Annotated in this window: 21 protein-coding genes; 18 read left to right on the top strand and 3 right to left on the bottom strand. The window is 54.3% G+C overall.

The features are described 5' to 3' along the window. Nucleotides 1-11 precede the first annotated feature (11 nt). The 9 genes from fabG (at nt 12) to ptsG (ending at nt 8,594) form a co-directional block, all read left to right on the top strand. Nucleotides 12-746: a 3-oxoacyl-ACP reductase FabG gene (fabG, locus tag AC4OVS_RS13990; RefSeq protein ID WP_022647739.1), complete on the top strand. Its 735-nt coding sequence runs from the start codon at nt 12-14 to the stop codon at nt 744-746. Between the two features lie 154 nt (nt 747-900). Further along, on the top strand, nt 901-1,137 hold the full coding sequence (gene acpP, locus AC4OVS_RS13985) for an acyl carrier protein (RefSeq protein WP_003857954.1): 237 nt from the start codon (nt 901-903) through the stop codon (nt 1,135-1,137). A gap of 91 nt (nt 1,138-1,228) precedes the next feature. Then, on the top strand, nt 1,229-2,470 hold the full coding sequence (gene fabF, locus AC4OVS_RS13980; RefSeq protein WP_022647740.1) for a beta-ketoacyl-ACP synthase II: 1,242 nt from the start codon (nt 1,229-1,231) through the stop codon (nt 2,468-2,470). Nucleotides 2,471-2,590: 120 nt separating this feature from the next. After that, nucleotides 2,591-3,400: an aminodeoxychorismate lyase gene (gene pabC, locus AC4OVS_RS13975; RefSeq protein WP_023299796.1), complete on the top strand. Its 810-nt coding sequence runs from the start codon at nt 2,591-2,593 to the stop codon at nt 3,398-3,400. A 2-nt stretch (nt 3,401-3,402) separates the two neighbouring features. Continuing rightward, nucleotides 3,403-4,425, top strand: coding sequence for a cell division protein YceG (gene yceG, locus AC4OVS_RS13970; RefSeq protein WP_491922509.1), 1,023 nt, complete (start codon nt 3,403-3,405; stop codon nt 4,423-4,425). Then, entirely contained in the window at nt 4,415-5,056 is a 642-nt protein-coding gene (gene tmk, locus AC4OVS_RS13965) for a dTMP kinase (RefSeq protein ID WP_491922508.1), read from the top strand. Before yceG ends, tmk begins: the two co-directional genes overlap by 11 nt. Further along, on the top strand, nt 5,053-6,057 hold the full coding sequence (gene holB, locus AC4OVS_RS13960) for a DNA polymerase III subunit delta' (protein WP_491922507.1): 1,005 nt from the start codon (nt 5,053-5,055) through the stop codon (nt 6,055-6,057). Before tmk ends, holB begins: the two co-directional genes overlap by 4 nt. A 10-nt stretch (nt 6,058-6,067) precedes the next feature. Then, on the top strand, nt 6,068-6,862 hold the full coding sequence (locus AC4OVS_RS13955) for a metal-dependent hydrolase (RefSeq protein ID WP_023299800.1): 795 nt from the start codon (nt 6,068-6,070) through the stop codon (nt 6,860-6,862). A 298-nt stretch (nt 6,863-7,160) separates the two neighbouring features. Beyond that, a complete protein-coding gene (ptsG, locus tag AC4OVS_RS13950; RefSeq protein ID WP_006809245.1) occupies nt 7,161-8,594 on the top strand; it encodes a PTS glucose transporter subunit IIBC in 1,434 nt (477 codons plus the stop codon). A 138-nt stretch (nt 8,595-8,732) separates the two neighbouring features. On the opposite strand, the gene fhuE is transcribed toward ptsG, so the two are convergent. Then, nucleotides 8,733-10,922, bottom strand: a complete 2,190-nt coding sequence (fhuE, locus tag AC4OVS_RS13945) for a ferric-rhodotorulic acid/ferric-coprogen receptor FhuE (RefSeq protein ID WP_032622149.1) — start codon at nt 10,920-10,922, stop codon at nt 8,733-8,735. A 353-nt stretch (nt 10,923-11,275) separates the two neighbouring features. Here fhuE and hinT point away from each other — a divergent pair, with 353 nt between their 5' ends. The 8 genes from hinT (at nt 11,276) to AC4OVS_RS13905 (ending at nt 17,360) form a co-directional block, all read left to right on the top strand. Then, the gene (hinT, locus tag AC4OVS_RS13940; RefSeq protein ID WP_006809243.1) at nt 11,276-11,635 is read left to right on the top strand and encodes a purine nucleoside phosphoramidase; all 360 of its coding nucleotides are present in this window, start codon (nt 11,276-11,278) and stop codon (nt 11,633-11,635) included. A gap of 1 nt (nt 11,636) precedes the next feature. Then, nucleotides 11,637-12,011: a YcfL family putative periplasmic lipoprotein gene (locus tag AC4OVS_RS13935; RefSeq protein ID WP_022647747.1), complete on the top strand. Its 375-nt coding sequence runs from the start codon at nt 11,637-11,639 to the stop codon at nt 12,009-12,011. 13 nt (nt 12,012-12,024) lie between these two features. Then, nucleotides 12,025-12,669, top strand: coding sequence for a penicillin-binding protein activator LpoB (gene lpoB / locus AC4OVS_RS13930; RefSeq protein WP_085929697.1), 645 nt, complete (start codon nt 12,025-12,027; stop codon nt 12,667-12,669). Next, nucleotides 12,650-13,474 (top strand): thiamine kinase, encoded by an 825-nt coding sequence (gene thiK / locus AC4OVS_RS13925; RefSeq protein WP_023305871.1) that lies wholly within the window; start codon nt 12,650-12,652, stop codon nt 13,472-13,474. Before lpoB ends, thiK begins: the two co-directional genes overlap by 20 nt. Before the next feature lie 11 nt (nt 13,475-13,485). Further along, nucleotides 13,486-14,511 carry a beta-N-acetylhexosaminidase gene (nagZ, locus tag AC4OVS_RS13920; protein WP_491922506.1) on the top strand — a complete coding sequence of 342 codons (1,026 nt, stop codon included), beginning with the start codon at nt 13,486-13,488 and terminating at the stop codon, nt 14,509-14,511. A 31-nt stretch (nt 14,512-14,542) separates the two neighbouring features. Continuing rightward, on the top strand, nt 14,543-15,085 hold the full coding sequence (gene ycfP, locus AC4OVS_RS13915) for an alpha/beta hydrolase YcfP (RefSeq protein WP_022647750.1): 543 nt from the start codon (nt 14,543-14,545) through the stop codon (nt 15,083-15,085). 236 nt (nt 15,086-15,321) lie between these two features. Beyond that, a complete protein-coding gene (locus AC4OVS_RS13910) occupies nt 15,322-16,626 on the top strand; it encodes an NAD(P)/FAD-dependent oxidoreductase (RefSeq protein ID WP_017693633.1) in 1,305 nt (434 codons plus the stop codon). A gap of 194 nt (nt 16,627-16,820) precedes the next feature. After that, on the top strand, nt 16,821-17,360 hold the full coding sequence (locus AC4OVS_RS13905) for a glycine zipper 2TM domain-containing protein (protein WP_491922505.1): 540 nt from the start codon (nt 16,821-16,823) through the stop codon (nt 17,358-17,360). Nucleotides 17,361-17,419: 59 nt separating this feature from the next. Here the strand turns inward: AC4OVS_RS13905 and comR are convergent, their stop codons facing one another. After that, on the bottom strand, nt 17,420-18,055 hold the full coding sequence (gene comR / locus AC4OVS_RS13900; RefSeq protein ID WP_022647753.1) for a TetR family copper-responsive transcriptional repressor ComR: 636 nt from the start codon (nt 18,053-18,055) through the stop codon (nt 17,420-17,422). Nucleotides 18,056-18,300: 245 nt separating this feature from the next. Between comR and bhsA the strand changes: the two genes are divergently transcribed. Further along, entirely contained in the window at nt 18,301-18,558 is a 258-nt protein-coding gene (bhsA, locus tag AC4OVS_RS13895) for a multiple stress resistance protein BhsA (RefSeq protein ID WP_006809234.1), read from the top strand. A gap of 76 nt (nt 18,559-18,634) precedes the next feature. Here bhsA and ldtC read toward each other — a convergent pair whose 3' ends face one another. Next, entirely contained in the window at nt 18,635-19,600 is a 966-nt protein-coding gene (gene ldtC / locus AC4OVS_RS13890; protein WP_491922504.1) for a L,D-transpeptidase LdtC, read from the bottom strand. Nucleotides 19,601-19,693: the final 93 nt, after the last annotated feature.

Below are 19,693 nucleotides of genomic sequence, written 5' to 3'. Positions count from 1 at the left end.
AGAGGAATACCATGAGTTTTGAAGGAAAAATTGCCCTGGTGACCGGCGCAAGCCGCGGTATCGGGCGTGCTATTGCTGAAACACTGGTTGCGCGCGGCGCGACGGTGATCGGGACTGCGACCAGCGAGAATGGCGCACAGGCCATCAGCGAGTATCTGGGTGCGAACGGCAAAGGTCTGGTACTGAATGTGACTGAACCAGCATCTATCGAATCTGTTCTGGAAAATATTCGCGCAGAGTTTGGCGAAGTGGATATTCTGGTCAATAATGCCGGGATCACTCGCGACAACCTGTTGATGCGAATGAAAGATGATGAGTGGAACGATATTATCGAAACCAACCTGTCATCGGTATTCCGTCTGTCAAAAGCGGTAATGCGCGCTATGATGAAAAAGCGTCATGGACGTATTATCACTGTAGGTTCTGTGGTTGGTACCATGGGAAATGCTGGTCAGGCTAACTACGCTGCGGCGAAAGCAGGTCTGATCGGTTTCAGTAAGTCGCTGGCGCGCGAAGTCGCGTCCCGCGGAATTACTGTAAACGTTGTTGCTCCGGGCTTTATTGAAACGGACATGACGCGTGCGCTGACTGATGATCAGCGTGCGGGTACGCTGGCGGCAGTTCCAGCGGGTCGTCTTGGCGACCCTAAAGAAATCGCCAGCGCGGTTGCATTTTTAGCCTCTGACGAAGCGGGTTACATCACTGGTGAAACCCTCCACGTCAACGGCGGGATGTACATGGTTTAATCACGATCGAAAATATTTGCGTTATTTGGGCAAATGGCCTCAAAATAACGTAAAATCGTGGTAAGACCTGCCGGGATTTAGTTGCAAATTTTTCAACATTTTATACACTACGAAAACCATCGCGAAAGCGAGTTTTGATAGGAAATTTAAGAGTATGAGCACTATCGAAGAACGCGTTAAGAAAATTATCGGCGAACAGCTGGGCGTTAAGCAGGAAGAAGTTGTGAACTCCGCTTCCTTTGTTGAAGACCTGGGCGCAGATTCTCTTGACACCGTTGAGCTGGTAATGGCTCTGGAAGAAGAGTTTGATACTGAGATTCCGGACGAAGAAGCTGAGAAAATCACCACCGTTCAGGCTGCCATTGATTACATCAACGGTCACCAGGCGTAAGTGAACATCTCCAGGCGGTCATTCGACCGCCTGAGTTTTATCTTTTGTAGTCCCACGAATCTCTTTTTTTATCCCTCCCTGGAGGACAAACGTGTCTAAGCGTCGTGTAGTTGTGACCGGACTTGGCATGTTGTCTCCTGTCGGCAATACCGTAGAGTCCACCTGGAAAGCTCTCCTTGCCGGTCAGAGCGGCATCAGCCTAATCGACCATTTCGATACTAGCGCCTATGCAACGAAATTTGCTGGCTTAGTAAAGGATTTTAACTGTGAAGAGATCATCTCGCGCAAAGAACAGCGCAAGATGGATGCCTTCATTCAATATGGAATTGTCGCTGGCGTTCAGGCCATGCAGGATTCTGGCCTTGAGATTACGGAAGAGAACGCTACCCGTATCGGCGCTGCTATCGGCTCCGGGATTGGCGGTCTTGGCCTGATCGAGGAAAACCATACATCTCTGGTGAATGGCGGCCCGCGTAAAATCAGCCCGTTCTTCGTTCCGTCTACGATTGTAAACATGGTGGCAGGTCACCTGACCATTATGTTCGGCCTGCGTGGCCCAAGCATCTCAATCGCGACAGCCTGTACGTCTGGCGTGCATAACATCGGCCAGGCCGCGCGTATCATCGCGTACGGCGATGCAGATGCTATGGTTGCGGGCGGTGCTGAAAAAGCCAGTACCCCGCTGGGCGTCGGTGGCTTCGGTGCAGCGCGTGCGCTCTCTACCCGAAACGATAATCCTCAGGCGGCGAGCCGTCCGTGGGATAAAGACCGTGATGGTTTCGTGCTGGGTGACGGTGCAGGCATGATCGTACTGGAAGAGTACGAACACGCGAAAAAACGTGGCGCGAAAATTTATGCTGAAGTTGTTGGCTTTGGCATGAGCAGCGATGCTTACCACATGACGTCTCCTCCAGAGAACGGCGCAGGTGCTGCGCTGGCGATGGAAAACGCCATCCGTGATGCGGGCATTACGCCGGCACAGATTGGCTACGTTAACGCGCACGGGACATCTACCCCTGCGGGCGATAAAGCAGAAGCGCAGGCGGTTAAGTCTATCTTCGGCGAATCTGCCAGCCGTGTACTGGTGAGCTCCACGAAATCCATGACCGGTCACCTCCTGGGTGCGGCGGGTGCAGTAGAATCAATCTACTCTATTCTCGCGCTGCGCGATCAGGCTGTACCGCCAACCATCAACCTGGATAATCCAGATGAAGGTTGCGATCTGGACTTCGTTCCCCACGAAGCGCGCCAGGTTAGCGGTATGGAGTACACCCTGTGTAACTCCTTCGGCTTCGGTGGGACTAACGGTTCTCTGATCTTCAAAAAGGTCTGAGTCTGGTTAGTCGCTGACGATAATAAAGGTCCGCTTGCCGGGCCTTTTTTATTAGGTGATATCCCCTTGTCCGGCTAACCACATCCTGCCAGACTGAGCCTCCATGCATAAGGAGCCACTATGTTTTTAATTAATGGCCTTGAGCAAGAAATGCTGCCGGCAAGCGACAGGGCGACCCAGTTTGGCGATGGCTGTTTCACGACCGCGCGTATTCTCGACGGTGGCGTGTGCCTGCTCGGGGCCCATATCCTTCGTTTACAAAAAGCCTGCGAAGCATTACTGATCCCCTTCTCGCAGTGGGACATTCTTGAAAGTGAAATGCGTCGGCTGGCGTCAGAGAAAGCAAGCGGCGTCCTGAAAGTCATTATCAGCCGCGGCAGCGGTGGTCGGGGCTATAGCGGTTCTGCCTGCCAGCATCCTGCGCGGATCCTTTCCGTTTCAGATTATCCTTCCCATTACGCGCACTGGCGTGAAGAGGGCGTAGTCCTGGCGCTTAGCCCGGTACGTCTGGGGCGAAACCCGATGCTCGCTGGCATAAAACATCTTAACCGTCTTGAACAGGTGCTTATTCGTACTCATCTTGAGCAGACGGAGGCCGGGGAGGCGCTGGTTCTTGACAGCGAAGGGTACATTACGGAATGCTGTGCGGCTAATTTACTCTGGCGGAAGGGCAGTGACGTATTCACGCCTTCGCTGGAGCAGGCCGGAGTCAACGGCATTATGCGGCAGTTTTGTTTGCAACAGCTGGCACGCGCAGGCTTTCGCGTTGTCGAAGTTAACGCTAAGGAAGAGGCGCTGCTGGCTGCCGAAGAAGTTGTTATCTGCAATGCGCTGATGCCCGTTGTCCCCGTTCGCGCTTATGACCGCAAGTGCTGGTCATCCCGCGAGCTGTTCCAGTTTCTGGCCCCGTTATGTGAGCAAACCAGGTAGTCATGAAGAAAATGTTACGCTTTGTCCTCCTTCTTATCGTTGCGTTCGGAATCGCTGGCGGAGCGGGAGTGTGGAAAGTCCGTCAGCTGGCTGAAAGTCAGATCCTGATTAAAGACGAGACGATTTTTACCCTGAAAGCGGGGACCGGGCGGCAGGCGCTTGGTCAGCAGCTGTATGACGACAAAATTATCAATCGTCCACGCGTATTCCAGTGGCTGCTGCGTATTCAGCCGGACCTGTCCCATTTCAAGGCCGGTACCTATCGTTTCACCCCTGGCATGACCGTGCGCGAGATGCTGAAACTGCTGGAGAGTGGTAAAGAAGCCCAGTTTCCATTGCGTTTTGTGGAAGGTATGCGTCTGAGCGATTATCTCAGGCAACTGCGTGACGCGCCGTACATCAAGCATACGCTGAAAGATGACCGCTACCAGACCGTGGCAGACGCCTTAAAATTCGAACATCCCGAGTGGGTGGAAGGCTGGTTCTGGCCCGATACGTGGATGTATACGGCAGGCACGACGGATGTGGCAATTCTGAAGCGCGCGCACAACAAAATGGTCGCGGCGGTAGACGCTGCGTGGAAAGGGCGAGCAGAGGGCCTGCCTTATCAAGATCAAAACCAGTTCATGACGATGGCCTCGATCATCGAGAAAGAGACGGCCGTTGCTGCCGAACGTGACCAGGTTGCCTCGGTGTTTATTAACCGTCTGCGCATCGGCATGCGTTTGCAAACCGATCCTACCGTCATCTACGGCATGGGCGAAAACTACAACGGCAGGATTTCCAGAAAAGATCTGGAAACGCCAACGGCGTATAATACCTACGTGATTAGCGGCCTGCCGCCTGGACCGATTGCGACGCCGAGTGAAGCATCGTTGAAGGCCGCCGCGCACCCGGCCAAAACGCCGTATCTCTATTTTGTGGCTGACGGAAAAGGGGGGCATACGTTCAATACCAACCTGGCCAGTCACAATCGCTCCGTTCAGGACTATCTGAAGGCACTTAAGGAAAAAAATGCGCAGTAAATACATTGTCATTGAGGGACTCGAAGGGGCGGGCAAAACCACCGCCCGTAACGTGGTGGTGGATACGCTGAAATCGCTTGGCGTCGCCGACATGGTCTTCACCCGCGAGCCGGGCGGTACGCAGCTGGCGGAAAAACTGCGCAGCCTGGTTCTGGATATCAAATCCGTTGGCGATGAAGTTATTACCGACAAAGCGGAAGTGCTGATGTTCTATGCGGCGCGCGTTCAGCTGGTGGAGACGGTGATCAAACCCGCTCTGGCAGAAGGCAAATGGGTGATTGGCGATCGCCACGATCTCTCAACCCAGGCGTATCAGGGCGGTGGCCGGGGTATCGATCAGGCCATGCTGGCTACGCTTCGCGACGCGGTTCTGGGCGATTTCCGTCCTGACCTGACGCTGTATCTGGACGTGACCCCTGAGGTGGGCCTTAAGCGCGCCCGTGCCCGCGGCGAACTGGACCGCATCGAACAGGAGTCTTTTGATTTCTTTAACCGCACCCGTGCGCGTTATCTGGAACTGGCCGGGCAGGACAAGACCATTCGTACCATCGATGCGACGAAATCCCTTGAAGACGTTACATGTGATATTCAGCAGACCGTTACGCAGTGGCTACAGGAGCAGCAGGCATGAAATGGTATCCATGGTTGCGCCCACACTTTGAACAGCTGATCGGCAGCTATCAGGTTGGTCGGGGGCATCATGCGTTACTGATCCAGGCGCTGCCGGGAATGGGTGATGATGCGTTGATTTATGCCATAACCCGCTTTCTGATGTGCCAAAAGCCGGAAGGACATAAAAGCTGTGGTAAGTGTCGGGGTTGCCAGCTCATGCAGGCGGGCACGCATCCTGACTATTACACCCTCGAACCTGAGAAGGGCAAAAATACGCTCGGTATCGACGCGGTGCGTGAGGTCAGTGAGAAACTGTACGAATATGCGCGTCTGGGGGGGGCGAAAGTGGTGTGGCTGAAAGATGCCGCGCTGCTCACGGAAGCCGCAGCCAACGCGCTGTTAAAAACCCTGGAAGAGCCGCCAGAAAACACCTGGTTTTTCCTCTCCTGCCGCGAGCCGGAACGCTTGCTGGCGACGCTGCGCAGTCGCTGCCGTCTTCACCACCTTGCTGTCCCTCAGGAATCCTGGGCACTCGCCTGGCTTGAGCGGGAAGTGACGGTGTCACAAGACGCGGCGCTCTCAGCGTTGCGCCTGTGCAGCGGTGCGCCTGCGGCTGCGCTGGCCTTATTACAGCCCGAAGTGTGGTCCCAGCGTGAAACGCTGTGTCGTGCGGTTGAATCAGCCCTCGACAGCCATGACTGGCTGAGCGTGCTGCCAGCGCTGAACAGCGATCAGGCTCCGGAACGGCTGCACTGGCTGGCCGCACTACTGCTGGATGCGCTCAAAATTCAGCAGGGGGCTACGCTTCTGACTAACCCTGACGTGTGGGCGCTGGTCACCACGCTGGCGAATCGCCTGTCAGGGCAGTCGCTGCACGCTATCCTTCATGATATCTGCCAGAGTCGTGAACAACTTTTGACGGTAACCGGTCTCAATCGCGAGCTTTTACTGACTGACCAGTTACTGCGTATCGAACACTACCTACAACCGGGCGTCATACCGCCGGTTTCCCACCTCTGAGAGAGACATTATGTTTTTAGTCGACTCACACTGCCATCTCGATGGCCTGGATTATCAATCCCTGCATAAAAATGTGGACGACGTGCTGGCGAAAGCCGCCGCGCGCGATGTGAAATTTTGCCTGGCCGTGGCAACCACGTTGCCGGGTTACCGCTCCATGCGTGAACTGGTAGGCGAGCGCGATAATGTCGTCTTCTCCTGCGGCGTGCATCCGCTGAATCAGGATGAAGCGTACGACGTTGAGGATTTACGCCGTCTTGCCGCAGAAGAGGGCGTAGTGGCGATGGGCGAGACCGGCCTGGACTATTTCTACACTCCGGAAACGAAACCTCGCCAGCAGGAATCCTTCCGTAACCACATCCGCATTGGCCGGGAACTGAATAAGCCGGTTATCGTTCACACCCGAGATGCGCGCGCCGACACGCTGGGTATCCTGCGGGAAGAAAAGGTGACGGATTGCGGTGGCGTACTACACTGTTTCACAGAAGACAGAGAAACGGCGGGTAAGCTGCTTGATTTGGGCTTTTATATCTCGTTCTCGGGGATTGTCACGTTCCGTAATGCTGAGCAACTGCGTGATGCGGCGCGCTATGTTCCGCTGGATCGTATTCTGGTGGAAACCGATTCCCCGTACCTGGCGCCGGTGCCTCATCGTGGCAAAGAGAACCAGCCAGCGATGACCCGGGATGTCGCTGAGTATATGGCCGTTCTGAAAGGTGTCAGTATTGAAGAACTGGCTCGCGTGACAACGGAAAACTTCGCCAGCCTGTTCCATATTGACCCCGCCCGCCTGCAATCTGTCTGATACACCTGTTATTTTTAGGCTCGTAATTAATAAGTAAAGCGAGTAAAGTTCACCGCCTCATTCAGGGCGGTGATGGCGTTTTTAGACACATCCAGACATGCTTTATGTAAATATCTGCAAGTTTTTTGGCCGTCTTGAACTGAAACGTGATAGCCGTCAAACAAACTCAGAGGGAATTATTTTACTCTGTGTAATAAATAAAGGGCGCTTAGATGTCCTGTCCACGGCGCGGTACTCCCCCCGGGCCAATGCGTGAAAACGTAAAAAAAAGCACAAATACTCAGGAGCACTCTCAATTATGTTTAAGAATGCATTTGCTAACCTGCAAAAGGTCGGTAAATCGCTGATGCTGCCAGTATCCGTACTGCCTATCGCAGGTATCCTGCTGGGTGTCGGTTCTGCAAACTTCAGCTGGCTGCCAGCCGTAGTTTCCCACGTGATGGCCGAAGCAGGCGGTTCTGTTTTTGCTAACATGCCGCTGATCTTCGCTATCGGTGTTGCTCTGGGCTTCACCAATAACGACGGTGTTTCCGCTCTGGCGTCCGTTGTTGCTTACGGCATCATGGTGAAAACCATGGCTGTGGTTGCGCCGCTGGTACTGCATTTACCTGCTGAAGAGATTGCCGCTAAGCACCTGGCGGACACCGGTGTTCTCGGTGGTATCATCTCCGGTGCGATTGCAGCGTATATGTTTAACCGCTTCTATCGCATCAAGCTGCCTGAGTATCTGGGCTTCTTCGCGGGTAAACGTTTTGTGCCGATCATTTCTGGTCTGGCCGCGATTTTCACCGGTGTGGTCCTGTCCTTCATCTGGCCACCAATCGGTACGGCAATCCAGACCTTCTCTCAGTGGGCAGCTTACCAGAACCCGGTTGTGGCATTCGGTATCTACGGCTTCATTGAGCGCTGCCTGGTACCATTTGGTCTGCACCACATCTGGAACGTTCCATTCCAGATGCAGATTGGTGAATACACCAACGCAGCAGGTCAGGTGTTCCACGGCGACATCCCACGCTACATGGCGGGCGACCCAACGGCAGGTAAACTGTCTGGTGGCTTCCTGTTCAAAATGTACGGTCTGCCGGCCGCTGCAATTGCTATCTGGCACTCTGCTAAACCAGAGAACCGTGCAAAAGTGGGCGGTATCATGATCTCCGCAGCGCTGACCTCGTTCCTGACCGGTATCACCGAGCCGATCGAGTTCTCCTTCATGTTCGTTGCGCCGATCCTGTACATCATCCACGCGGTACTGGCAGGTCTGGCATTCCCAATCTGTATCCTGCTGGGTATGCGTGACGGTACGTCATTCTCTCACGGCCTGATCGACTTCATCGTTCTGTCCGGTAACAGCAGCAAGCTGTGGCTGTTCCCAATCGTGGGTGCTGGCTACGCAGTGGTGTACTACACCGTCTTCCGCGTGCTGATCAAAGCACTGGACCTGAAAACACCGGGTCGTGAAGATGCAACGGAAGACAGCAAAGCCGGTGTGACCAGCGAAATGGCACCTGCTCTGGTTGCTGCTTTCGGCGGTAAAGAGAACATCACTAACCTGGACGCGTGTATCACTCGTCTGCGTGTGAGCGTTGCCGACGTTGCGAAAGTCGACCAGCCGGGTCTGAAAAAACTGGGCGCAGCAGGCGTCGTTGTTGCAGGTTCTGGTGTTCAGGCAATCTTCGGAACGAAATCCGATAACCTGAAAACCGAAATGGATGAGTACATCCGCAACAACTAAGCTGTGATCTGGGGAGACTAAGGCAGCCGAATGGCTGCCTTTTTTATTACTCGGTTTGGGGGGCCGGGTGGCGGCTGCGCCTTACCCGGCCTACGTGATGGGTAGCCCCGGTAAGCGCAGCGCCACCGGGCTTAATACTCAGAAGTCGTAGCTCGCGCTAACCGAAACGTTCAGTGGCGCGCCATACACTACATACGATCCGACGTAGTCGTAATACTCTTTGTCGAAGAGGTTGTTGACGTTAGCCTGAACAGCAAAGTCTTTGGTGACCTGATAGCGACTGAACAGGTTCACCAGCCCATAGCTGCCTTGCTCCGCGCGGGAACGTCCTGCCGGACCGCCTTCCACGTCCGTCCACACTTTGTTCTGCCAGTTTACGCCACCGCCCACGGTCAGTTCCGGCAGCATTGGCAGTTGATAACGAGTGAACAACTTCATGGTTGTGCGCGGCTGATCGGAGCTGACAGCGTTGCCATTCTTATCTTCTGCAATGTAACGCGTCGCGCCAAAGGTCAGCTGCCAGTTATCGGTCAGTGCACCGTTGAGCTCAAACTCGACCCCTTTGCTGACCACCCCGTCCAGCGATTCATAAATCGACTCACCGCTCGGCATGTAGGTATACGTGTTGCTGGCCACGTTATCCTGCTCAATGCGGAAAATCGCCAGCGAGGTGGTGAGGCGGGTATTAAACCAGTCTGCCTTCACCCCGGCTTCGTAGCTTTTACCCGTGGTAGGGTCGAGATAACGTCCACTGGCATTGCGCTTATCCTGCGGCTGGAAGATAGAGGTATAGCTGACGTAGGTCGACCAGTCCTCATTGATGTCATACACCAGGCCGGCATACGGCGTGACATCATCTTTGGTGCTTTCCAGACGTGTATTCGGCGAACCAGCGGGGTTATAGCGAATGTTGTATTGGGTGTAACGCGCCCCCAGGATCAGGTGCAACGGATCGGCGAGTGAGAAACGCGCAGAGGAATAGGCTGAAGACTGGCGAATATCATCCTTGCTGTAGAGTTTCCACGGCGTCCACTGCGGATCGGCAATGTTCCCGTTCCAGTTCTTAAAGTTGCCGACATCAACCATGCCGTATACTGCATCCGGCATGGTGTTGTCGTAATGGTTACGCTGACGGCTAAAGCTGCCGCCGAACATCATCTCGTGCTGACGGCCAAAGAGATCGAAGCCGCCGCGCAGGAAGGCATCGACCGCATCCTGTTTACGTTCCCCGCGGTTCCAGCCGCCGTAACCCACCAGGCCAGCGCCGGTCTCTTTATCCGGATAACCGGACATATACATCAGCTTAGAGTCAAAGTTGGTTTCAGCATGCATGCCGTTGATGTGCGCTTCCCAGCCATTATCGAAACGCTGGGTCAGGTTAGCGAAGATGCGGGTGCTGTCTTTATCTGAATAGGCCCAGTCAGGCGCGACGGTCTGGCTGCGATTGTAGTTGGTCTTACTTCCGTCGCTGTACCAGGTCGGCAGCCCGCCCCAGGTTGGGTCAGCGGTATGGCTTTCCTGATACTCATACCCTACAGAGAGGGTCGTGCTGTCGGTAACATCTGCATCCATCACGCCGTAGAGGAATTTCTTCCGGTAGTGGTAGTTATCCACGAAGCTGTCGTTGTCCTGATAACCCGTGATCAGACGACCCCGTACCTTACCTGATTCCACCAGCGGCGCCTGGAGATCCAGCACGTAACGCTGCTTGTCCCAGCTGCCATAGCTGGCGGAGACGTTGCCTTTAAATTCCTGGCTGTCCGCATGCTTGCGCACCATATTAACGTACGCCGCCGGGTTGCCCGTCCCGGACATCAGGCCTGTGGCGCCGCGGACCACTTCAATGCGGTCATAAATTGCGGTATCGGCGGCGGTATCACCAAAGTTCCACACTTCACTGATGGACGTTGGAAGGTCGTCATAGGCGTAGTTGCTGACGAAAAATCCGCGTGAGTAAAATACGGTACGATCGCTGTCCTGCACCTGCGCCGTGATGCCCGTGGTGTTCGTCAGCACCTGGCCGATGGATTGCAGATTCTGGTCAGCCATACGTTGTTGGCTGATAACGCTGACGGACTGTGGGATGTCGCGGGGAACCAGCAACAATTTGGTGCCGGTGGTGGTGGTTTTTACGCTGTAATCCTGATCCTGGCTGGCAGAAAGATCCTGTGTGTTATCAAAACCCCCATCAACGACGACGGTATCTTCGGCTGTTGAAGCAGCGAAAGCGGTGGTTGGCGTCAATGCCATAGCAATGCAGGCGGCCAGCAACGAAGGTGTTGCGGCAGGCTGACGTTGCCCATCCCTGGTGTGATTAATGAAAGACATCATCAAACCCTTAGTGAATGGTGAAGGTAGTGCGCGACAGTCCCGCTAGCACGGGCTGACGTCGTTTTCTATGTTAAAAATGCGCATGAAAATGCAAATGCGAAATATACGCATTGTGATTAACGCTGTAAACAGATGTTTCGGGATGAACTGAAATCAGGTTTCAGAAAAGAAATGTCCTAAAGCGATGCCTCTTCAGCCAGATGGGCGATAATCAGGAAAGAAATCACGGGAGAAGGTTGAAAGGACAGGAGAAACTCGCTCATACTCTTGTGTTGTGTCACACAGTAAAACAGACAATGTGTGTTAACAACGGACGCACGACGCCAGATTAAACTTAAAAGGAAAAGGTCATGGCTGAAGAAACGATTTTCAGTAAAATTATCCGCCGCGAAATTCCGTCGGATATTGTCTATCAGGATGAACTGGTCACGGCTTTCCGCGACATTTCTCCCCAGGCGCCGACGCACATCCTTATTATTCCCAATATTCTGATTCCGACCGTCAATGACGTTAAAACCGAGCATGAAGTTGCGCTGGGCCGTATGCTTACGGTGGCCGCGAAAATTGCTGAGCAGGAAGGGATTGCTGAAGATGGATACCGTTTGATCATGAACTGTAATCGCCATGGCGGCCAGGAAGTCTATCATATTCATATGCATCTTCTGGGTGGACGTCCACTGGGACCGATGCTGGCACATAAAGGTCTTTAATATGTTAACTGGGCGTATTGCAGCGCTGATCGTGACGCTGGTTATGGTTGGGTGCAGCGCGCGTCCCGCCATCCCGGTCAGTGAAGAACAGACGCTGGTGATGGAGTCCTCAGTGCTTGCTGCGGGCATCACGGCGGAAAATCCTTCGTTGACCATAAGCGAAATCCAGTCTTCTGCCTCCTCTACGCTCTATAACGAAAGGCAAGAGCCAGTGACGGTGCATTATCGCTTCTACTGGTATGACGTGAGAGGTCTTGAGATGCACCCGCTTGAGGCGCCGCGTAGCGTGACGGTCCCGGCAAGATCGTCGGTCACGCTCTACGGCAGCGCCAGCTATCTGGGTGCACATAAGGTGAGACTTTATCTTTATTTGTAAGGAGTGAACCTTGATTAAAACAATGAGCCGTTATGCGCTCCTGAGTGCGTTCGCACTCTTTCTGGCAGGCTGTGTGACGCGAACGGAAGAACCTGCACCGGTGGATCAGGCGAAGCCGGGAACGGAACAGCCAACAACACCGGCGCAACCTGTTCCAACCGTGCCGTCTGTACCGACTATTCCGGCGCAGCCTGGCCCGATCGAACATCCGGACGATACCGCGCAGCCTGCGCCGCGAGTGCGGCACTATGACTGGAACGGCGCGATGCAGCCGATGGTGGGCAAAATGTTGCAGGCACAGGGCGTTACGCCTGGCAGTGTGCTGCTGGTGGACAGCGTGAACAACCGTACAAACGGTTCCCTGAATGCGGGAGAAGCGACGGAAACCCTGCGCAACGCGCTGGCAAACAACGGTAAATTTACGCTGGTCTCAGCCCAGCAGCTCGCGGTCGCCAAGCAACAGCTTGGTCTGTCGCCTCAGGACAGCCTGGGTTCGCGCAGTAAAGCGATTGGTATCGCCCGCAACGTTGGCGCGCAGTATGTCCTTTATTCTAACGCGACAGGCAACGTGAACACGCCGTCGTTGCAGATGCAGTTAATGCTGGTTCAAACCGGCGAAATTATCTGGTCAGGTAAAGGTGCCGTTACGCAACAATAAGCGCACGCGTCATGATGTCCTGACGCGTTATTTCCCCCAGTACCGTGTTATCGCGCCGCAAGCCCCCGTCGGGCTTGGCGGCGCGAGTTGCATTATTGAGCGTGGCGACCATCGGCTGGTTTTACGTCAGCATCACGATGCCGCCGCGCCTGCCGCCCATTTTCGTCGCCAGTTCCGCGCCCTGAAGCGCCTTCCCGCCGACCTTGCCCCGAAACCTCATCTCTTTATCAGGGACTGGATGGCGGTGGCGTTTATTGCGGGTGAGATCAAAAGCGAGCTTCCCGATACGCCCACGCTGGCAGCCATGCTGTATCATCTGCATCGACAGCCGCGTCTGGGCTGGCAGGTGACGTTACTTCCATTACTGGATAGCTATTGGCAGCAGGCTGCGCCTGGACGACGCACGCCCTTCTGGCTGGCGCAGCTTAAGCGGCTGCGTAAAGCGGGAGAGCCGAAGGCGTTACGTCTGGCGCCGCTGCATATGGATGTCCATGCGGGGAATATCGTTCATACCACGGCGGGCGAGAAACTTATCGACTGGGAATATGCCGGGGACGGTGACGTGGCGCTTGAACTCGCTGCGGTCTGGATGCCTGATGAGGCTTCGCGCGTGCAGCTGATAACCGCCTATGCCCGAAACGCCAACATAAATGTACTCACCCTTGCGCGGCAGGTCGCGCGCTGGCGTCCGTGGGTGCTGATGCTGATGGCGGGATGGTTTGAAATGCGCCTTCAGCAGACAGATGACGAACAATTTATTGCGCTGGCAAATGATGCCTGGCGTCAGTTACAAACGAAAGGATAAGAGAGGTTGGTGTGGGTCCAGTAATGTTGGATGTTGAAGGGTTTGAGCTGGATGCGGAAGAGCGCGAAATTCTGGCGCACCCGCTGGTAGGGGGGCTGATTCTTTTCACCCGCAATTATCACGATCCGGCGCAGTTGCGCGAGCTGGTTCGCCAGATCCGCGCGGCGTCACGCAATCGCTTGGTGGTGGCCGTCGACCAGGAAGGTGGACGCGTGCAGCGTTTCCGCGAAGGGTTTACGCGTTTACCCGCCGCACAATCTTTTGCTGCGCTGCTGGGTGCTGAAGAGGGCGGTCAACTGGCGCAGGAAGCAGGCTGGCTGATGGCCAGCGAGATGATCGCCATGGATATCGATATCAGCTTCGCCCCGGTGCTGGACGTAGGACACATTAGTGCGGCAATAGGTGAGCGTTCGTATCATGACGATCCACGTATCGCGCTGGCAATGGCGACGCGCTTCATTGACGGTATGCACGATGCGGGCATGAAAACCACCGGCAAACATTTCCCTGGCCACGGGGCGGTGACGGCGGATTCCCATAAAGAAACCCCGCGCGATCCGCGCCCGGAAGCAGACATTCGCGCTAAAGATATGTCTGTTTTCCGCTCGCTGATTACCGATAACAAGCTGGACGCTATTATGCCTGCGCACGTCATCTACAGTGACGTTGATCCGCGTCCGGCCAGCGGCTCTCCGCACTGGCTTAAAACCGTGCTGCGTCAGGAGTTGGGCTTCAATGGCGTTATTTTCTCTGACGATTTATCCATGGAAGGGGCGGCGATCATGGGAAGCTATGCCGAACGTGGGCAGGCTTCGCTGGATGCAGGTTGCGATATGATCCTCGTCTGCAATAATCGTAAAGGGGCGGTGAGCGTGCTGGATAACCTGTCGCCGATCAATGCTGAACGTGTTACACAATTGTATCATAAAGGTTCATTTAGTCGTCAGGAGCTGATGGACTCGGCGCGCTGGAAATCGGTAAACGCCCGGCTTGAAGCCCTGAACGAGCGCTGGCAGGCACATAAAGCAGCCCTTTAATTCATCCCGGAAGGCGTAGCGTGGTGAGACGATGATCATTTATTTACACGGTTTTGACTCAAACAGTCCTGGTAATCATGAGAAAGTGCTGCAATTGCAGTTTATCGATCCGGATGTCCGGCTGATCAGTTACAGCACGCGTCATCCGAAACATGACATGCAGCATCTGCTTAAAGAAGTGGACAAAATGTTGCAGCTCAATATCGACGATCGTCCGCTGATCTGCGGCGTGGGGTTGGGGGGATACTGGGCAGAGCGCATCGGTTTTTTGTGCGATATCCGTCAGGTCATTTTTAATCCTAACCTGTTTCCAAACGAAAACATGGAAGGCAAGATTGACCGTCCGGAAGAGTACGCCGATATCGCAACAAAATGCGTGAGCAATTTCCGCGAAAAGAACCGCGACCGGTGTCTGGCGATCCTCTCCCGCAACGATGAAGCGCTGGACAGCTCCCGCGCTGCCGAACTTCTGCATCATTACTACGAAATTGTCTGGGACGAAGAGCAGACCCACAAGTTCAAAAATATTTCCCCGCACTTGCAGCGTATTAAGGCCTTTAAAACGCTGGGCTGAACTCCCTGAACCTGACAAAGGCCCGGTACGTGAAAGCGTGCCGGGCCTCTTTTTTGTCAGAGTTGTCTACTTTTAAACCATCAAAACTTGATGCATATCAATTTTGGTATGACCAATGCGCCTGACGTGCTATTCTCAATGAATCTGAATGGTTTCAGCGCAGTAACCTGTTGTTAATTAAGGGTTATTTATATAACTTTTAATTAACAATTGGTTAATAATTTGAGGGGGTCACGTTGACTACGCCATTGAAAAAGATAGTGATTGTCGGCGGTGGTGCTGGCGGGCTGGAGCTGGCGACGCAGCTGGGTAAGAAACTGGGTCGCGGTAAGAAAGCCAAAATCACGCTGGTGGATCGTAACCACAGCCATCTGTGGAAGCCGTTACTGCACGAAGTGGCGACCGGGTCGCTGGATGAGGGCGTGGATGCGCTCAGCTATCTGGCACATGCGCGTAACCACCACTTCCAGTTCCAGCTGGGTTCGGTGGTGGACATCAACCGTGAAAACAAAACCATCACGCTGGCTGAGCTGCGTGATGATAAAGGCGAGCTGCTGGTTCCTGAGCGCAAGCTGGCATATGACACGCTGGTGATGGCCCTGGGCAGTACGTCCAATGATTTCAACACCCCAGGCGTAAAAGAGCACTGCATCTTCCTGGATAACCCGCATCAGGCGCGTCGTTTCCATCAGGAGATGCTTAACCTGTTCCTGAAGTACACCAACAACATGGGTGCTAACGGCAAGGTTAACATTGCTATCGTGGGCGGTGGCGCAACGGGCGTTGAATTATCGGCGGAGTTGCACAATGCGGTCAAACAGCTGCACAGCTATGGCTACAAAGGGCTGACTAATGAAGCGCTGAATGTGACGCTGGTGGAAGCAGGTGAACGTATTCTGCCTGCGCTGCCGCCGCGTATTTCCGGAGCGGCGCACAACGAGCTGACCAAACTGGGCGTGCGCGTGCTGACCCAGACCATGGTGACCAGCGCGGATGAGGGCGGACTGCATACCAAAGACGGCGAATACATCCAGGCCGACCTGATGGTCTGGGCTGCGGGGATCAAAGCGCCTGATTTCATGAAAGATATCGGTGGGCTGGAGACAAACCGCATTAACCAGCTGGTGACAGAGCCGACGCTGCAAACCACGCGCGATCCGGACATCTTCGCTATCGGCGACTGTGCCTCCTGCGCGCGTCCGGAAGGCGGGTTTGTGCCTCCTCGCGCTCAGGCCGCGCACCAGATGGCAAGCCTCGTGCTGCATAACATCCTGGCGCAGATGAAAGGCAAACCGATGAAAGCCTATGTCTACAAAGACCACGGCTCTCTGGTATCGCTCTCAAACTTTTCCACCGTGGGCAGCCTGATGGGCAACCTGATGCGCGGCTCTATGATGGTGGAAGGGCGCATCGCCCGCTTCGTGTACATTTCTCTGTACCGTATGCACCAGATTGCGCTGCACGGCTACTTCAAAACCGGCCTGATGATGCTGGTCGGCCGCATCAACCGCGTTATCCGCCCACGCCTGAAGCTGCACTAATTTCTCCCTCCCTCCGGGCTCTCCGGAGGGAATTCTTAGCACATCATGCTGTGCATTTCGCTCCTGACGCTTAAGAGTTCTCTTAAACAGACGCTATCCCAGCTCATCCCCCGGTTTTTTGATCCTTTATCTTATTGGCGAAGCGTTTATTGTGCTGCAAAATTGCTACCAATTGCAACAAAGGAGGAAGTCCCGTGAATAAATCAATGTTGGCGGGTATAGGGATTGGCGTCGCAGCTGCGTTAGGTGTGGCTGCCGTTGCCAGTCTGAACGTACTTGATCGTGGCCCGCAGTATGCGCAGGTGGTTACCGCTACACCGATCAAAGAGACGGTCAAGACGCCTCGTCAGGAGTGCCGTAATGTTTCTGTCACCCATCGTCGTCCGGTTCAGGATGAAAACCGTATCGCTGGCTCCGTGCTGGGCGCGGTTGCTGGTGGGGTGATTGGTCATCAGTTTGGTGGTGGCCGTGGTAAGGATGTCGCGACGGTAGTTGGTGCGCTGGGTGGCGGTTATGCCGGTAACCAGGTGCAGGGCGCGATGCAGGAAAATGATACCTACACCACAACGCAGCAGCGCTGTAAAACCGTGTATGACAAGTCTGAAAAAATGTTGGGCTACGACGTAACCTACAAAATTGGCGATCAGCAGGGCAAAATCCGCATGGATAAAGATCCTGGTACGCAGATCCCTCTCGACAGCAATGGTCAGCTGATACTGAATAACAAAGTGTAAAAAAGATGTTCTCTGAACTTAGCTCCTCATGCGCTCAGGCTGAGGAGCTTTTTTTTGCGTCAGAGTTTAAGAAGTTCAGGCCACAGGCGCAGCGTTGTTTGCGTAATCCCCTGCAGTTTTTCCAGCGTCGCGCCTTCACGGGCGCTGATGGACATCCCCTGTAGAATACAGCTCAGATACTGGGCCAGCTCCTGCGGACGGCAATGCGCCGGAATTTCACCGCGCTGCTGGCGTTGAGCCAGAAACGTGCTGAGCGTCTCCTCCTGCATCGCATGGCGCGATTTGACCGTGTTGGCAATCTCTTTCGACGATGCCGCGAGGGTCGCGGAGGTGTTGATCATAAAACAGCCCGCGGGCGTGTCTTTACTGGTAAAGCAGGTTGCGACTGCGCAGAAATAATCCTGCAATGCCTGCTCAACCGTTTTTTCTTCACAGAATAGCTGGGCTTCGTGTTTTGCCGCGAAGCGCGAGATGTATCTGTCCAGAACGGCCCGGAATAAGCCTTCTTTGTTGGTGAACTCTGCGTACAGGGTAGGGGCTTTCGCGCCCGTTGCTTCCACCAGGTCGGAGAGCGACGTGGCTTCATACCCATGCTGCCAGAAGAGCGTCATGGCCTTATCGAGCGCCGCATCCCTGTCGAACACTTTTGGTCGGCCACGGCTTTTCTTTGCGCAACGCGTGACATCGGTTGTCATGTGCCGTTGGTCCTCTGTTGTTTTGTTGAATAGTCATTATAAAAATAAACGTCTGCGACGACCAGCGGTGATTTCTTAAAAATAATTTAATTTTATCTTTATGAAATATAAGGAAAATGAAATTAATTTAACGACCATTATAAAAATGGGTTGACGTGTGACCTGGATCACATCTATCATTTACCTATCGATCGTTAACTAAATAACTAACGACCACTACATCATCTGCCCAAAGGTATAAAATCATGAAAAACGTTAAAACCCTCATCGCTGCCGCCGTTCTGAGTTCACTCTCTTTCGCAAGCTTCGCTGCTGTTGAAGTGCAATCCACTCCAGCAGACCAGCAGAAAGTCGGTACCATCTCTGCCACTGCCGGGACTAACCTCGGCTCTCTGGAAGATCAGCTGGCACAAAAAGCTGACGAAATGGGTGCGAAATCATTCCGCATCACCTCTGTGACCGGTCCTAACACCCTGCACGGTACCGCAGTTATCTACAAATAAGCGTAACGCAACCCTCCGTTATGCCACTGCAAAAAAAACGCCCTGCTAATGCAGGGCGTTTGTCGTTATTACCGTTCTACATTGACTGCTGAGCAACCTCATGATGCCGCGTGACATCGGTTGGCATCCCCGAGCGCGCTTCCATCGCCCGCTCCATCACTGCGCCATCGGTGTTTGCATTCGTTTTAAAGCTCACCATCGAGGCATTCAGATTAATCGGCAGCGTCTGCGGATCGTCATTAATGTTTTTCGATAGCGGCTGGTGGATCTCAACCAGACGGACGCCACCCGGCTCTTCAGACACTTTAATCGGCGTATTGATGATATTCACTTTCGTGCCAGGGGCGATCACGCGGTAGAGCGTTTTGATGTCGTCATCGCGCAGGCGAATGCAGCCGGAGCTGACGCGCATCCCGATACCAAAATCCGCATTCGTTCCGTGCAGAAGATAAACCCCACCGTAGGCCGCCAGGCGAATTGCATGGTGCCCCATCGGGTTATCCGGGCCAGCAGGCACCACGGCAGGCAGGTCGATACCTTGAGCTTTATAACGGGCGCGAATGTTTGCCGTCGGGGTCCAGGTTGGATTAGCGCGCTTATCAGAGACGGTGGTGACCATGGTAGGGGTCAGCGTATCGCCCCCCAGTTGACCAATACCGATAGGGTAAACGGTAACTTCGTTCTTGCCCGGCGGGTAGTAATACAGACGCAGTTCGGCGAGGTTAATTACAATGCCCTGACGCGGCGCGTCCGGCAGGATGGTTTGCAGCGGAATCGTCAGTACGCTGCCCGCCCGGGGCACATAGGGATCTACGCCCGGGTTGGCCTGCAACAGCGCCAGGAACCCGACGTTATATTTTTTAGCAATCGCTTCCAGCGAACCGCCATCGTTTTCAACCACGTGAAAGCGGTTTTCACCTACGACGTTGCTGCCGACGGGCGGAAGAGGCCAGGTATTGGCGCGAGCAGGGAGCGCGACGGCAACCGTCGCGGCCAGCGCAACCAGAGTTAACCAGCGGGTAAAACGCGAAGAAATCATCATTATCATAATCCATACAAATGATAAGGTTATTGTTTTATAAGGCGTTAATGATAATTATGGCGAATGTATGGTCGGGAAGATCGGGCGAAGTGC

This window comes from Enterobacter sp. 4974935 (genome assembly GCF_058661735.1).
This window is presented reverse-complemented; position numbering and strand designations above follow the sequence as displayed.